At 70.7% G+C, this 15,330-nt stretch carries 15 protein-coding genes and 1 tRNA gene; 7 read left to right on the forward strand and 9 right to left on the reverse strand.

Annotated features, from left to right (window positions below):
- Window positions 1-43: 43 nt before the first annotated feature.
- From AC1DX8_RS11680 to AC1DX8_RS11700, 5 genes are all read right to left on the reverse strand, one after another.
- Window positions 44-445: a DUF805 domain-containing protein gene (locus tag AC1DX8_RS11680; protein ID WP_477630095.1), complete on the reverse strand. Its 402-nt coding sequence runs from the start codon at window positions 443-445 to the stop codon at window positions 44-46.
- Window positions 446-585: 140 nt separating this feature from the next.
- Window positions 586-2,109 (reverse strand): DEAD/DEAH box helicase, encoded by a 1,524-nt coding sequence (locus AC1DX8_RS11685; protein WP_477630096.1) that lies wholly within the window; start codon window positions 2,107-2,109, stop codon window positions 586-588.
- A gap of 216 nt (window positions 2,110-2,325) precedes the next feature.
- Window positions 2,326-4,719 carry a phosphoenolpyruvate synthase gene (gene ppsA / locus AC1DX8_RS11690; RefSeq protein ID WP_477630097.1) on the reverse strand — a complete coding sequence of 798 codons (2,394 nt, stop codon included), beginning with the start codon at window positions 4,717-4,719 and terminating at the stop codon, window positions 2,326-2,328.
- 31 nt (window positions 4,720-4,750) lie between these two features.
- Entirely contained in the window at window positions 4,751-5,584 is an 834-nt protein-coding gene (locus tag AC1DX8_RS11695) for a pyruvate, water dikinase regulatory protein (protein WP_477630098.1), read from the reverse strand.
- Window positions 5,585-5,643: 59 nt separating this feature from the next.
- Complete coding sequence (locus tag AC1DX8_RS11700) at window positions 5,644-6,231, reverse strand: TetR/AcrR family transcriptional regulator (protein WP_477630099.1); 588 nt, start codon at window positions 6,229-6,231, stop codon at window positions 5,644-5,646.
- A gap of 129 nt (window positions 6,232-6,360) precedes the next feature.
- Between AC1DX8_RS11700 and AC1DX8_RS11705 the strand changes: the two genes are divergently transcribed.
- Window positions 6,361-7,872, forward strand: coding sequence for an MFS transporter (locus tag AC1DX8_RS11705; RefSeq protein ID WP_477630100.1), 1,512 nt, complete (start codon window positions 6,361-6,363; stop codon window positions 7,870-7,872).
- Window positions 7,873-8,174: 302 nt separating this feature from the next.
- Here AC1DX8_RS11705 and AC1DX8_RS11710 read toward each other — a convergent pair.
- A tRNA-Ser gene (locus AC1DX8_RS11710) sits at window positions 8,175-8,264 on the reverse strand.
- Between the two features lie 160 nt (window positions 8,265-8,424).
- On the opposite strand from AC1DX8_RS11710, the gene AC1DX8_RS11715 reads away from it, so the two are divergent.
- A complete protein-coding gene (locus tag AC1DX8_RS11715) occupies window positions 8,425-9,891 on the forward strand; it encodes an MDR family MFS transporter (RefSeq protein WP_477630101.1) in 1,467 nt (488 codons plus the stop codon).
- 36 nt (window positions 9,892-9,927) lie between these two features.
- On the opposite strand, the gene AC1DX8_RS11720 is transcribed toward AC1DX8_RS11715, so the two are convergent.
- From AC1DX8_RS11720 to AC1DX8_RS11730, 3 genes are all read right to left on the reverse strand, one after another.
- Complete coding sequence (locus AC1DX8_RS11720) at window positions 9,928-10,953, reverse strand: metallophosphoesterase (RefSeq protein WP_477630102.1); 1,026 nt, start codon at window positions 10,951-10,953, stop codon at window positions 9,928-9,930.
- A 136-nt stretch (window positions 10,954-11,089) separates the two neighbouring features.
- Window positions 11,090-11,722: a DedA family protein gene (locus tag AC1DX8_RS11725; protein ID WP_477630103.1), complete on the reverse strand. Its 633-nt coding sequence runs from the start codon at window positions 11,720-11,722 to the stop codon at window positions 11,090-11,092.
- Window positions 11,719-12,198, reverse strand: a complete 480-nt coding sequence (locus AC1DX8_RS11730; protein ID WP_477630186.1) for a nucleoside deaminase — start codon at window positions 12,196-12,198, stop codon at window positions 11,719-11,721. The genes AC1DX8_RS11725 and AC1DX8_RS11730 overlap by 4 nt, the downstream gene beginning before the upstream one ends.
- A gap of 215 nt (window positions 12,199-12,413) precedes the next feature.
- Between AC1DX8_RS11730 and AC1DX8_RS11735 the strand changes: the two genes are divergently transcribed.
- The 5 genes from AC1DX8_RS11735 (at window position 12,414) to AC1DX8_RS11755 (ending at window position 15,274) form a co-directional block, all read left to right on the forward strand.
- The gene (locus AC1DX8_RS11735; protein WP_477630104.1) at window positions 12,414-12,899 is read left to right on the forward strand and encodes a hypothetical protein; all 486 of its coding nucleotides are present in this window, start codon (window positions 12,414-12,416) and stop codon (window positions 12,897-12,899) included.
- Window positions 12,900-12,952: 53 nt separating this feature from the next.
- A complete protein-coding gene (gene upp / locus AC1DX8_RS11740) occupies window positions 12,953-13,591 on the forward strand; it encodes a uracil phosphoribosyltransferase (RefSeq protein WP_477630105.1) in 639 nt (212 codons plus the stop codon).
- Window positions 13,592-13,725: 134 nt separating this feature from the next.
- Window positions 13,726-13,893 (forward strand): hypothetical protein, encoded by a 168-nt coding sequence (locus AC1DX8_RS11745; protein WP_477630106.1) that lies wholly within the window; start codon window positions 13,726-13,728, stop codon window positions 13,891-13,893.
- A 6-nt stretch (window positions 13,894-13,899) separates the two neighbouring features.
- Entirely contained in the window at window positions 13,900-14,682 is a 783-nt protein-coding gene (locus AC1DX8_RS11750; RefSeq protein ID WP_477630107.1) for a PH domain-containing protein, read from the forward strand.
- Window positions 14,683-14,824: 142 nt separating this feature from the next.
- A complete protein-coding gene (locus tag AC1DX8_RS11755; RefSeq protein WP_477630108.1) occupies window positions 14,825-15,274 on the forward strand; it encodes a Fur family transcriptional regulator in 450 nt (149 codons plus the stop codon).
- Window positions 15,275-15,330 lie beyond the last annotated feature (56 nt).

The raw sequence follows: 15,330 nt of genomic DNA on the forward strand, positions 1-15,330 counted from the left end.
TCAGGACGGCGGGAGGCTTTCCGCCCCGGAGGTGCCGACGTCCTCAGGCGGCGGTGTTGACCACCCTTGCGGGGTGCGGGGGTTTCGGGGAGGGGCCATACGGGTTGTTGAACCGCTGGCTGTCCGTGACGGTGAACACGAACATGACGATCGGACCGACGAGGGGGACCAGGCTGAGGAGGCAGAACCACCCCGAGCGGCCGGTGTCATGCAGGCGGCGCACCGTGACGGCGATGCCGGGAAGCGTCAGGGCCAGGCCCGCGATGGTGTTGACCACCCCCGTGCCGTCCTCGGCGAGCAACCCCGCTGACGCATCGATGCCGGTGGCGACGGAGTAGCAGAGGACGAAGAAGAGCATCCACCACCAGTACTCCGAACGCCGGGCCCGCCCCGAGAACGAGGCGTACTTGCGCAGGCAGCTGCCGACCGCGGCACCAGAGGACATGCGTGTGCTCCGATCTCGCGAGGGTCCAGACGGCCTGGCGACGGCCCGGGCCGACGATCATGGCACGTCAGGTCGCACAGGCACGCCGTGCGCGCCGTTGGGCGCGAGGGTATGCCGTGCGGCCCGGTGGGCGCGCGGGCTCAGCGCCCCCGGCGACCCGCGGAGAAGGCGGCGATGCCGCCACCTGAGCGCGAGCTGCCCTGCGACGCAGCACCCTGGCGGTTGGACGACCCGCGCGAGGAGCTCGAGGAACCGGCGCTGCGCGATCCCTGCGACCTCGGGGTCTCGGTGCGGTAGGACTCCGCGCTCGATGACTGCGAGCCACCGCGCCGACCACGAGCGCCACCGGACGAGCGACCGGCTCCGCCGGCGGGGCGACCCGAGCCGCCCTGCGGGCGCGGCGTGCCGGAGCCACCACGACCACGCTGCGAGCGACCACCGTTGCCACCACTGGGCTGCGCGGCCACGGGGGCCGGTGTGACGAGCTCGGCGGCAGGTCCGGTCAGGTCGCCGATGGCGGGGTGCCCGGGGGTCACGTCGACGGCGGTGGGCTTGATGCCGGCCTGGCGCATGAGGGTGCGGGTGTCACCGCGCTCCTCAGGTGTGCTGACCGTCACGACGACACCCTCGGCACCCGCACGGGCGGTGCGGCCGGAGCGGTGCAGGTAGGCCTTGTGCTCGGCCGGCGGGTCGACGTGCACGACGAGGGTGACGTCGTCGACGTGGATGCCACGAGCCGCGATGTCGGTGGCCACGAGCACGCGGCTGTGGCCCTCGCTGAAGGCGGCGAGGTTGCGCTGGCGGGCGGCCTGGGACAGGTTGCCGTGCAGGTCGACCGCCGGGATCCCCGACGCGGTGAGCTGCTTGGCCAGCTTCTTGGCGGCGTGCTTGGTGCGGGTGAAGGCGAGCGTGCGGCCCTGTCCTGCAACGAGTTCGCGCACGACGGCCGGCTTGTTGTCGCGGCTCACGTTGAACAGGTGGTGCGTCATCGCCGGGACGGGTGACGCGGCGCTGTCGACACTGTGCGTGACGGGGTTGTGCAGGTAGCGCTTCACCAGCTGGTCGATCGCGTTGTCCAGCGTGGCCGAGAAGAGCAGTCGCTGGCCATCGCGCGGGGTGGCGTCGAGCAGGCGCTTCACAGCGGGCAGGAAGCCGAGGTCAGCCATGTGGTCGGCCTCGTCGAGCACGGTGACCTCGATGTCGCCCAGGCGCACGTGGCCCTGGCCGATGAGGTCCTCGAGCCGACCGGGCGTCGCGATGACGATGTCGACCCCACGACGCAGCGAGGCGACCTGCGGGTTCTGGCCCACGCCACCGAAGATGGTCATGGTGCGCAGCTCGAGGGCGGCGGCGAGCGGGGTCACCGTCTCGGCGACCTGGATGGCGAGCTCGCGGGTCGGGACCAGCACGAGCGCCCGCGGGGTGTGCGGCGCGCGTCGCCGGCCCGACTTGGCCAGGGCGGCGACCATCGGCAGCGCGAACGCCACCGTCTTGCCGCTGCCGGTGCGGCCACGGCCGAGCACGTCACGGCCGGCGAGCGAGTCGGGAAGCGTCGCGGCCTGGATCGGGAACGGCGTGTCGATGCCGCGCTCACGCAGGGCCGCGATGACGCGCGGGTGGATGCCGAGGTCGGCGAAGGGCAGTGGGGCGGGGGCACGGTTCACGGAAACGGTGTGCGTAGACAAAGGGGAGCTCTCATCAGCAGTAGGGAGTGGCCGAAGATGCTGGACCACTCACGAAACCTGTGAGCTGACGGCGCCAACCAGTAGTTGGGGCGCGGAGCAGACGACCTGTTGGTGCACGACGGTGCGCACGCAGTGGATGCAACCCTATCGGGCCGGGCGTTCATTCCCGAATCGCCCATTCGGGCAGACCCTGCCCTAGGAGGGCTGCGGCGACCTCTTGGCCAGTCGGAGCCAGGTCTCGACGACGGTGTCGGGGTTGAGCGACATCGACTCGATGCCCTGGTCCATCAGCCAGTCGGCGAGGTCGGGGTGGTCCGAGGGTCCCTGGCCGCAGATGCCGACGTACTTGCCGCGGGCGCGGCAGGCCTCGATGGCCATGGAGAGCATCTTCTTCACGGCGGGGTCGCGTTCGTCGAAGCCACCGGCGACCAGGGCCGAGTCGCGGTCGAGCCCGAGGGTCAGCTGGGTGAGGTCGTTCGACCCGATCGAGAAGCCGTCGAAGTGGTCGAGGAACGCGTCGGCGTTGACGGCGTTGGAGGGGACCTCGCACATCATCACGACCTGGAGGTCGTTCTCCCCGCGCCGCAACCCGTTCTGTCCCAACAGGTCGATGACGCCTTCGGCCTCCTTGAGGGTGCGGATGAACGGGATCATCACCTTGACGTTGGTCAGCCCCATCTCGTCGCGCACCAGCCGCAGCGCTTCGCACTCCATCGCGAAGCACTCAGCGAAGTCGTCAGACAAGTACCGCGCGGCGCCGCGGTACCCGATCATCGGGTTCTCCTCGTCCGGCTCGTACCGCTGCCCGCCCAGCATGTGGGCGTACTCGTTGGACTTGAAGTCGCTCATCCGCACGATCACCGGCTCCGGCGCGAACGCGGCAGCGAGCATCGAGACGCCCTCGGCGACCCGCTTCACGAAGTAGTCGCGCGGGCTGTCGTAGGCCGCGATGAGGGCGTCGATCTCGGCCTTGATCGCGGGCTCCTGGTCGTCGAGCTCGAGGAGGGCGCGGGGGTGGATGCCGATCTGGCGGTTGATGATGAACTCCAGCCGGGCGAGCCCGATCCCCTTGTGCGGCAAGCGGGAGAACTCGAACGCCTGGTCGGGGGTGCCGACGTTCATCATGATCTTGACCGGGACCTCGGGCATGTCGTCCAGGGCGGTCTCGGTGACCGAGAACTTCTGCAGCCCGTCGTAGACCAGCCCGGTGTCACCCTCGGCCGCGGACACGGTGACCTCCTGCCCGTCCGAGAGCGCGGTGGTGGCCGTGCCGGTGCCGACGACAGCGGGGATGCCGAGCTCGCGGGCGATGATCGCGGCGTGGCAGGTGCGGCCACCGCGGTTGGTGACGATCGCGCTGGCGCGCTTCATCACCGGCTCCCAGTCGGGGTCGGTCATGTCGGCCACGAGCACCTCGCCCGGCTGGAACTCGTGCATCGACTCGGCGCTGGTCAGCACCCGCACCGCGCCGGCGCCGATCTTCTGGCCGATCGCACGACCCTCGACCAGGACCTCGCCACGCCCGGTCATCGGCTCGTCCATCCGGAACCGTTGCAGCGTCGACCCGGACTGGCGCGACTTCACCGTCTCGGGGCGCGCCTGCAGGATGTACAGCTGCCCGTCGACGCCGTCCTTGCCCCACTCGATGTCCATCGGCCGGCCGTAGTGCTCCTCGATCTTCAGCGCGTGCTGGGCCAGCTCGGTCACCTCGTCGTCGGTCAGGCTCAGCCGGGCCCGCTCCGCCTCGTCGACCGGCACGAAGTCGATCGAGCGGCCCACCGCGGAATCCTGCGTGTAGACCATCTTGGTGGCCTTGCCGCCCACGCCACGCTTGAGGATCGCCGGCCGACCGGCGCGCAGGGCCGGCTTGTAGACGTAGAACTCGTCCGGGTTGACCGCACCCTGCACGACCGCCTCACCGAGGCCGTAGCTGCTCGTGATGAACACCGCATCCGGGAAGCCGGACTCGGTGTCGATGGTGAACATCACGCCCGACGAACCGATGTCGGAGCGCACCATCCGCTGGATCCCGGCCGAGAGCGCGACGACGTCGTGGTCGTAGCTGCTGTGCACGCGGTAGGCGATCGCCCGGTCGTTGTAGAGCGAGGCGAACACCTTCTTGATCGCCAGCAGGATGTTGTCGATCCCCAACACGTTGAGGAAGGTCTCCTGCTGCCCCGCGAACGACGCGTCGGGCATGTCCTCCGCCGTGGCGCTCGACCGCACCGCCCAGCTCACCTCACCGGGCGCGCCAGCCACCAGCTCCTCGTAGGCCGCGCGGATGTCGGACTCGAGGTCCGCCGGGAACGGCTGCCCCTCCACGAGGTCACGGATCTGCGCGCCGGCCTCCGCCAGCGACCGGGTGTCCTCCACGTCGAGGTCGGCCAGCGTCGCGCTGATCCGGTCGGCCAGCCCCTCGTGCGCCAGGAAACGCCGGTACGCATCCGCCGTCGTGGCGAACCCGTCCGGCACCCGCACCCCAGCCTTCGACAGGTGCTGGACCATCTCGCCCAGCGAGGCGTTCTTGCCACCGACCGACTCGACGTCGCCCAGGCCGAGGTCCTTGAACCACGAGATGTTGGCGCTCACGGCGTTCCCTTTCGACAGTGTTTCTGGCCTGCTAGGCGAGGTTGCCCAGTCGGGTGGTCTGCATGATGACGGCCGCCATCTCCTCCACCGACATGGAGGCGGAGTTGATCGAGGGGATCCGGTGCGCCCGGTAGAGCGCCTCGGCCCGCCGCAACTCGTAGCTGCACTGGGCGAGACTGGCATACGTCGACCCGGGGCGGCGTTCCCCTCTCACCTGGCTCAGCCGGCCCGGGGTCGAGAGCAGGCCGAAGCACTTGGCGACGAGGTCCTTGACGGGGCGCGGCAGGGCGTCGGAGTCGAAGTCCTCGGGGACCAGCGGGTAGTTGGCCACCTTGAGGCCGTGCTGGAGCGCGAGGTACATCGAGGTCGGTGTCTTGCCACACCGCGACGGCGCCACGAGGATCAGGTCGGCCTGCTCGAGGTTGCGCAGGCTGGCACCGTCGTCGTGCTCCATCGCGAACTCGATGGCCTTCATCCGCAGGTCGTAGCGACGGGTGTCGCCCACTCCGTGGAGGGCGCCGACACCGTGGGTGGCGTTGACGTGCAGCACCCGCTCCACGGTGTCGAGGTTCGAGCCGAACAGGTCGATGAAGGCGCCGGAGGTGCGCTGGAGCTCCTTGCGGATCTCCTCGTCCGAGACGGTCGAGAAGACCAGCGCCGTCACCGAGTCGGTCGTGGCGGCGTCGAGCTCGGCCACCACGCTGCGAGCCTGCTCCACGGTCGTGATGAACGGGATCTTGCGGCGCGCGAAGGTCAGGCCGGGGAACTGCGCGAGCATGAGGTTTCCCAGGGTCTCTGCCGAGATGCCCGTGCCGCCGGCGAGGAAGAAGACCGGCGTGGGGGCGACTGGCTCGAGTTGGTCCACGGCGCCAATCTCCCACACCCCACGAGTCGGCCGCTGCGGGGTGGCGCACCCTGCGACGGTCAGGGAGCCGAGCGGATCCCGCCGAGCACGATCGCGACGACGCGCTTCTGCTGCGCCGGCTCGAGCTCGCCCATCATGGTGCATCCCCCGACGAGGCGGAGCAGGTCGGATGGCTCGACCTCGGCACGGGCCACCCCTGCCTGCTGCGCGTTGCGCAGCACCAGGGCAGCAGCCCCGTTGACGGCCTCCCGCGAGTGGGTCAAGAGCTCGGAGTCGCGCCCCACCGCGTCCACCAGCTCCTGGAAGAGGGCACGCTTGGTGGCGGCGTAGTCGAGCAGGACCCACACCCAGGCCTCGAGTGCTTCCCACGGCTGCTTCTCCTCGACGAGCCGGGCGGTCCGGTCGCCGAGGGCGTCGACGTCCTCGCGGTAGACGGCTTCCAGGAGGGACAGCCTGGTCGGGAACCGGCGGTACAGCGTGCCGATCCCCACGCCCGCACGGCGGGCGATCTCCTCGAGCGAGGACTCGGTGCCGGACTCGCGCAGCACCTCGCGGGCCGCCAGCACCAGCCGCTCGTAGTTGCGCTGCGCGTCGGCGCGCATCGGCCGCTCGTCACTGAGCTGGTCGGCCGCACTCGTCGGGACCACCCGGCATACCTCTCTCTGGTTGACGGCCTGCAGGCACGTGGCACTTGCAAACCGGAGGCACCCTCCGTATTGTTCAACCGGAGTGACCTTCCACTTCCTCACCCATCGTACTCGAAGGAGCAAGACCCCGTGTCTGCCCAGACTTCTGCCGCTCCGGCGGCTCCTGCTGCTCCGGCCCCCGTGCGGGGCCCGCGCCGGCAGGTCTCCCCCGGCGTCGTCCTCGGCGTCATCCTGATCGCCCAGCTGATGGTCGTCCTCGACGCCACCATCGTGAACGTCGCGCTGCCCACGATGCAGACGGCGCTCGACTTCACCCCCACCGGCCTCTCGTGGGTCCTGAACGCCTACACGCTCGCCTTCGGCGGCCTCCTCCTCTTCGGCGCGCGGGCCGGCGACCTCTTCGGCCGCCGCCGCGTCTTCGTCGCGGGGATGGCGCTGTTCGCGACCTCGTCGTTCGTCGGCGGCTTCGCGACCACCGCCACCTGGCTCGTCGCCTCCCGCGCGGCCCAGGGCGTCGGCGCGGCCCTCGCGGCGCCTGCCGTCCTCGCGCTCCTGATGTCCACCTTCACCGACCCTCGCGAGCGCACCCGCGCCCTCGGTCTCTTCACCGGCGTCTCGATCGGGGGGGCAGCCATCGGGCTCATCGCCGGCGGCCTCCTCACCGAGTGGTTCTCATGGCGCTGGGTGATGTTCGTCAACGTGCCGATCGGGCTCGCCGTCGTCGTGGCCGCCCTGGTCGTGGTCCCCGAGACGGCTCGGGCGAGCGGCACGATCGATGTCGCCGGCGCACTCACCTCGACGCTCGGCATGACGGCCCTGGTGTACGGATTCGTGCATGCCGCGGAGGCCGGCTGGGGCAACGCCGAGACGATCGCCTCGTTCGTCGCAGCGGTGGCGTTGCTCGCCGCCTTCGTCGTCATCGAGCGCCGGGCGCCGCACCCGATCACGCCGCTGGAGCTGTTCGCCAACCCCACCCGTGCAGGTTCGTATGCCGGTCGGTTGCTCCTCGTGGCGGGGATCATGGGCACGTTCTTCTTCACGACCCTCTTCCTCCAGGACATCCTCGGCTACACGCCGCTCCAGACCGGGCTCGGGTTCCTGCCGCTCACGGCGGCTCTCTTCCTCGCCTCCCAGCTGAGCGCCCGGCGCTTCGTCGAGCAGTTCGGCCCGCGGCGCGTGATGGTCGCGGGGACACTGCTCTCCACCACCGCCCTCGCCTTGCTGAGCCGGGTGTCGGAGACGAGCAGCTACTGGTCGATCCTGCTGCCGCTGGTGCTGCTCGGGCTCGGCAACGGCACGGCATTCGTCCCGCTCACCGGCGCGTCCCTGCACGAGGTCGAGCCGCGGCACGCGGGCGCTGCGTCCGGGTTGGTCAACGTCACGCAGCAGGTCGGCGGGTCCCTGGGCCTGGCCCTGCTGGTGACCGTCTTCGGCACCGCCACCCGCCATGCGGCAGCGGAGCCGACCCACGGCCGCACTGCCGTGGAACAGGCGCACCACGTGTTCGTCGTCGGCGCCGACTCGGCCCTCACGATGGCAGCGGGCTTCGTGCTGCTGACCGTCCTGGTCGTGTCGCAGCTGCACCGCACGCCGCGCGCCAGGGCGGCTACCCCGGGCGCCCTGGCCACGGTCACCGAGTAGGCGGCCACGGCACGACGACGCTGAGACGCGGCCGATTGGCCGACAATCTGCTCCCACGCCGGCGCTTCGCCTCGAAAGTCGGCCAATTGGCCGAAGGTCCGGGCTGGCGCGAAACGACGAGAAGGACCCGACCGAAACCAGTCGGGTCCTTCTCGTCGTGGCGGTGGCGGTGGGACGCCGTCGCCCGCGGGCGGGTTCGTTCCTCACCCGACCGCGGGCTCCTCCCAAATCCCGCAGCGTCAGACCAAATGAAGCAGGACCCCGACCAATAGCGTGTCGGGGTCCTGCTTCATTTGGCTGGCTGGCGGTGGCGGTGGGATTTGAACCCACGGTGGGCTTTCACCCACACACGCTTTCGAGGCGTGCTCCTTAGGCCGCTCGGACACGCCACCGCGGAGCAGGCTACTAGAGCGGCCGACGCCGACGAAATCGCCCCGACGCCGCCTGCCGGAGCCACGCGAAGGTGCCCACGCGGCATACCTCGCCCGCTCCAGGGCGCCACCACCGAGCGGTGCGGGAATGCGCGGACCCCCACCACCCTTGTCACCGGAGATGACCTCCACGACCACGACCACCGCTGGAGTGGGCCTGCGCTCCGACCGCGGGCCCATCCTGCTCGCCCTGATGGTCTCAACCGGGCTCATCGCCATGGACGCGACGATCCTCGCCACGGCGGTGCCGTCGGTGGTGCGCGACCTCGGCGGGTTCTCGCAGTTCCCGTGGCTGTTCTCGGTCTACCTGCTGGCCCAGGCCGTGTCGGTGCCCATCTACGCGAAGCTCGCCGACATCGTCGGGCGCAAGCCGCTCATGCTCTACGGCATCGGGCTCTTCCTGGCCGGGTCGGTGCTGTGTGGCTTCGCGTGGAGCATGACCTCGCTCATCGTCTTCCGCGCGCTCCAGGGGCTCGGCGCCGGGGCGGTGCAGCCGATGGCGATCACCATCGCGGGCGACATCTACACCGTGGCCGAGCGCGCAAAGGCCCAGGGCTACATCGCGAGCGTCTGGGCGGTCGCGTCGGTCGTGGGTCCCACCCTCGGCGGGGTCTTCTCCCAGCTGGGCATCTGGCGCTGGATCTTCTTCGTGAACGTGCCGCTCTGCCTGCTCGCTGGCGCCCTCATCGCCCGCAACTTCCACGAGCGGGTCGAGCGCCACGAGCACCGCATCGACTATGCGGGAGCCGCACTGCTCACGGGTGCCATGTCGTTGCTGATCCTCGGCATCCTCGAGGGCGGCCAGGCGTGGTCGTGGTCGTCGCCGACCAGCGTCGGGGTGCTGGGCGGCGGCTCACTGCTGCTCCTCGGCTTCCTGCTGGTGGAGCGTCGCGCAGCCGAGCCCGTGCTGCCGCTCTGGGTGCTGAGCCGCCGACTCCTCGCCACGACCACGATGCTGGCGCTGGGGGTCGGCGTCATCCTCATCGGCCTGACGTCGTTCGTCCCCACCTACCTCGAGAACTCCCTCGGCGTCGACCCGCTGGTCGGCGGTCTCGCCCTCGCGGCGCTGACGATCGGCTGGCCCATCGCGGCCACCCTGTCGGGGCGGCTGCTCTACCTGCGGTTCGGCTTCCGGCCGGCGATCCTCGTCGGCATCGCCCTCGTCGTCGTCGGCACGGCGACGCTCGCCCTGACGGCACAGCAGCCGTCCGTCGCCGTGGTCGCCGTCTCGTGCTTCGTCACCGGCCTCGGCATGGGGCTGGTCGCGAGCCCGTCGCTCATCGCGGCGCAGGCCAGCGTCGAGTGGCACGAGCGCGGCGTCGCGACAGGCACCAACCTGTTCGCCCGGTCGATCGGCAGCGCTCTCGGCGCGGCCGTGCTGGGTGCCGTCGCGAACGGTGTGATCGCCCGCTCCGGACGCCCCGAGACCGATCCCGCCACCGCGACCGACGCCGGCGCTGCCGTCTTCGTCGGCGTCCTCGTGGCGGCGCTCTTGACCGTCGTCGCCGCGCTGCTCATGCCCAAGGTGACGGCCACGACCGAGACCACGACCGAGACCACGACCGAGGCGCCGACAACGCGCCCGTGATCGCGAGCGCGCTGTCGACCGGGCTACGGCGAGGCGTCAGCCGGTGTACGGCACCCGGGTCCAGCTCAGCGTGCCGGCCGCGCCGGGGCGGTTGACGGTGACCTTGAGCCAGTCCTTGTTGTTGTCCGACCCGTCCACCGTGATCCGCTCGAGTCCGGCCGCCGACCCCGTGACGCCGTACCTGCTCAGCCACACCGACCCGGGTGCCAACGGACGGTCCGAGTTGTAGATGTGCGAGTCGCCGTTGACGAGGTAGACATCGCCCGGGAAGGCGTTCGTCTCGTCCACCAGGGCCTGCACCAAGGGCTGGAAGGCGGAGATGTCCTTGGGCGCCGGCGTGTAGGTCGGGTCGAACATGTCGGCCTGCTGGAGCACGACGACGGCGCGGTCGTGGCGCTTGCGTGCCTCGGCGAACGTGCTGCGCAGCAACGAGATCGAGGCCGCCATGCGGGCCTCCTCCTCAGCGACCTGGGCCGGCGTCGCCGTCGTGTTGCCGAGGCCCGTCCACGGCTGGAGGTCGTTGTTCGACCCGACGACGTGCAGCACCGCGAAGTCCACCCCTGCGTGCCGAAGGGACACGTTCTCCGGGTATGCCGCGTCCGGCACCGACACCGGCGCGGGGGCGCCGAGCGTCGTCCCCGGCTGGTCGAAGAACACCGCCCGGTCGAAGGCGAGGCGGTCGAGCGGCTGGTAGGCGCCGTTGTTGGCCCGGTGGCAGTCGGTCCACTCGTTGTCGCCCGGGGTGTAGACCAGCGGGTCGGCGAACCGGTCGAACTGGGCGCGGATCATCCGGTAGTAGGCGTCGTCGCAGCGGGTGGAGCCGTTCTTGATGTCTCCCACGTGGAAGGCGAGCTCGACGTCGGGGTCGGCGTTGATCTGGTCGACCCAGGCCGGGAACTTGGCCACCTGGTCTGCGCCGTAGGGGACGTCGCCGATCACGGCGAAGGTCTGGTGACCCGGCTTCTGCTGGCCGTCGACGGCCTGCGCCGTGGGCGCGGTGAGCGAGACGAGTGCGATGACGGCGGTGGCACAGCTGGTGGCGAGGGCGAGGTGGCGACGCATGGGGCTCCTGTCAGAGGGGACAGGAGAGTTCTCCACCCGCCAGGTGAACTCCCGGTGGCCACCTCGGCGACCGTCAGGTGAACTCGGCGACGCCGCTGTCGGGTCGATGTGAACACGCCGGGGATTCCGGGCGTGTTTACCTCGACTCGGAGCGGGAGCGATCACGGTGGCGGCGCACGGCCCACACCACGATCGCGACCACCACGATGAGCCCGACGATCCCCGCGGCGCCACGGCCCAGCCACTTCTCGACCCGGTGGTACGACTCACCGGCGAGGTAGCCCGCGGTCACTGCCGTTGCGCCCCAGGCGATTCCGCCGGCCGCGTTCCACGGCAGGAACACCCGGTAGCGCATGCCCGAGAGCCCGGCGAGCGCCGGCATGACCGCCCGGAAGAAGGCCGTCCAGCGACCGAGGAAGACCGCCGAGCCGCCCCGGCGGCGCAGGAAGTCCTGGGCCGAGCCGAGCTTCTCCTGGCGGCGCTCGAGGATCTTCAGCCCCATCACCCGCGGCCCGAACAGGCGCCCGATCTCGTAGCCCACCGAGTCGCCGATGATCGCCGCGAGGATGACGACGACCAGCACCCAGGCCAGCGACGTGTGGCCCAGGCTGGCCGTCACACCGCCGATGATGGCCAGCGTCTCGCCGGGCAGCACGAACCCCACGAACAACGCGTCCTCGGCGAAGACCACGAGCGCGATGATGAGGTAGACCAGCCAGGGTGGCGAGCCCAGCACCTGGTTGACGAGGCTGTTGATGATGCCGGTCACGACGAGTACCCCGAGGCGTCCGTGTCCGCCCCCTCCTGGATTCCCGCTGCTCGTCGGGCGGCGAAGAAGTCGAGGAGGGCCGTGGAACACTCCTCCTCACGCACCCCGCCGACGACCTCGACGAAGTGGTTGGCGCGACGGTCACGCACGATGTCCCAGACCGACCCGCACGCCCCCAGCTTCGGGTCCCAGGCCCCGAACACGACGCGGTCGACCCTCGACAGCATGATCGCGCCAGCGCACATGGGGCAGGGCTCCAGGGTCACCACCAGCGTGCAGCCCTGGAGTCGCCACTCGCCCCTGGCGTAGCCGGCCTCGCGCAGTGCCAGCATCTCGGCGTGACCGATGGGGTCGCCGTCCTCCTCGCGCACGTTGCGGCCCCTGCCGATCACCTCGCCCTCGGCGGAGACGACCACGGCACCCACGGGCACATCGGTCCCCGGCGAGCCCGAGCCGTACCTGAGCGCCTCCCCCATCCACGCGGCATACCGCTCGTCGACGGAGGGCCCGCGGGTGGAGGTCACGTGCCCAGTCTCGCCCATGCTCGGCCTGCGGCGCCGTTCGGCCACCCTGGACCGCATCCCGGGCCGGCGCGCGAGGCGCCGGTCGGGCCCCTACGTGCTTCCACTGATGCCGCGGGGAGGGCGCGGGTCGAGCATGGGGCGCAGGGTGCGGCGCCCGGCCGCGACTCGTGCAAGGAGGTGGCATCATCTGCGACCTGCACTTCACCGAGGTGGTGCTCGACCACGAGCCGAACGGAGTGGTCTGCGCCTCTGCTGCCGGGCCGGTCGAGCTCCTCGAGGTCAACACACGCTCGGTGGTGGGCAAGCGCTACTACGACGGTGACGGAAACCTGCTGCGCAGGCACTTCCGTGACGAGTGGACGGCCACCATCACCAACCCCGTGACCGGCCGGTCGGCCGCCTACCTGCAGACCGACCGCATCCTCCACGACCTCGCCGTGCCCGGCGACAACACCACCGGCACCGAGGAAGTCACCACCAGGCTGCGGGTCATCAACGACGCGGGCTCGACGATCTTCGTCGACGCGGGCCGCACCGTGATCCGCGAGGCCGACGGCTCGATCGAGTTCCAGGCGGGACCGCACCGGTTCGACGACTACTTCGTCAACGGCAACACCGCCGCGGTGCAACCACTGTGCGACGCCCTGGGTTGAGCCCAGCCCGCGGCCGTGGACGCGCCGATGGCGGCACGCGCTAAGTTTCGGCTATGCGCGTCCACGTTGCCGACCACCCGCTCATCACGCACAAGCTGACCTACCTGCGCGACAAGCGCACGGACAGCCCGACCTTCCGGCGGCTGGCCGAGGAGCTGGTGACGCTGCTGGCCTACGAGGCCACCCGTGACGTGCGCGTGGAGCCGTTCGACATCGAGACGCCGGTGGCCCCGACCACGGGCATCAAGCTGTCCAACCCCAAGCCGCTCATCGTGCCGATCCTGCGCGCGGGCCTGGGCATGCTCGAGGGCATGGTGCGGCTGCTGCCGAGCGCCGAGGTGGGGTTCCTCGGCATGCAGCGCAACGAGGAGACGCTCGAGGCGATCACCTACGCCAACCGGCTGCCCGACGACCTGCACGGCCGCCAGTGCTACGTCGTCGACCCCATGCTCGCGACGGGGGGCACCTTGGTCGACGCCATCCGCTACCTCGCCGACCGTGGCGCCGACGACATCACGGCCGTGACGCTGCTCGCCGCCCCCGAGGGCATCAAGCACGTCGAGGAGTCGCTGGCCGACCTCGAGATCCCGATCACGATCGTCACGGGCGCCCTCGACGAGAGGCTCAACGACAAGGGTTACATCGTGCCCGGCCTCGGCGACGCGGGCGACCGCCTCTACGGCGTCGTCTGACCCGCCCCCACAGGTATGCCGCGGGGCCGGGCCGCGCGGCGCGCCTCACCCGTTCGGCCGATGGCATCGGTCAGGATGGACCAGGCGGTGTGCCCGACCGGCACGCCTCTCCATGACCTACCGAGGAGCCGAGCATGACGCGCGTGAAGAAGATCCTGCTGTGGGTCCTCGTCGCGTTCGCCGCCTACGCCATCTTCACGTCTCCGGACCAGGCCGCCCAGATCGTCAAGACCTCCGGCAGCATCCTCGCCGACGGTGTGCGCAACATCGGCAACTTCTTCGACGCCCTGCTCGGCCGGTAGCACCCCATGGGCCCCACGCCCAGCCGGAGCGAGATCGAGCGCTACCTCGTCGACGGCGAGCGGATCGTCTTCGCAGTGCACCAGCACTGGGGCAGGGTCGCCGAGCCGGTCGGGTCCGCCGTGGCCGGGCTCGTCGTGGCGGGCTGGCTCGACGCGACGGTGGCTCCCGAGCTGGGTCTCCTCAGCACCGTGGCGTGGTGGGCCTGGTTCGCGCTGGTGGCGCGGGCAGCGTGGAAGGTCGTCAACTGGCGCCACGACTGGTTCATCGCCACCGACAAGCGGCTGCTGCTGTTCCACGGCTTCATCACCCGGCGCGTGCCGATGATGCCCCTGACCAAGGTCACCGACATGGCGTACGAGCGGTCGGTGCCGGGACGGGTCTTCGGCTACGGCCGGTTCGTGCTCGAGTCGGCCGGCCAGGACCAGGCCCTCCACAAGGTCAGCTTCGTGCCCGACCCTGACCACCACTACCGCGTCATCTGCTCCGAGATCTTCGGGGTCACCGACCGCACCGACCCGTTCGACGACCCCTATGGCGACGCGTATGGCGAGCCGTACGACGAGCCGTTCGACGACGGCTGGGACGAGCCACCGACCGCCGGCCGCTCCGGGGGCCAGCTCCCCGACCCGTATGCCGGGTGGGACGACCCGCGGCACAGCCCGGCCCGGCCCCCGGCCTCCTCACACCGTGACTCGCTCTACCGCAGCCCCGACCTGCGGACCCGCGACCGCAGCGCCGACACCGGCCCGATCCCCATCCGTCGGCGTCCCGAGCCGTTCGACGACTGACGCCACTCCTGGCCGCCGGTGGCCCACCGGACGCCGGATCCGGGGGGCCACGAGCCACACCGGTGGCCAGACGTCGGGTGTTCACTGGTCCATCACCTGACATTTTCTTGACTCATTCAAGAAACTGGGACAGGCTCGGGCCATGCCCACCCCGGTCGAGCTCGAGCAGGTGCTTCGCGGCGCCGAGCTCCGGGTGACCCGGCCCCGAGTCGCCGTCCTGACGGCCGTGCACGACCACCCGCACGCCGACACCGACACGATCATCGGGGCGGTCCGGGCCGGCCTGGGCGACGTCTCGCACCAGGCCGTCTACGACGTGCTGCGCGCACTCACCGCGGCGGGGCTGCTCCGTCGCATCCAGCCTGCCGGCTCGGTCGCCCGCTACGAAGCCCGGGTCGCCGACAACCACCACCACGTCGTGTGCCGCGGTTGCGGCACGATCTCCGACGTCGAGTGCGCGGTCGGCGAGGTCCCCTGCCTCACCGCGTCCGACAGCCAGGGCTTCGTGATCGACGAGGCCGAGGTCGTCTACTGGGGCCGGTGCCCCGACTGCGTCCGCGATGGCGCGGCATACCCATCCCCCTCTGACTGACCACCCACCGAAGACCACCCAGCGAGTCCCCACCACTGCAGCCGAACCACCGCGCC

The organism is Pedococcus sp. P2_A3 (genome assembly GCF_056405035.1).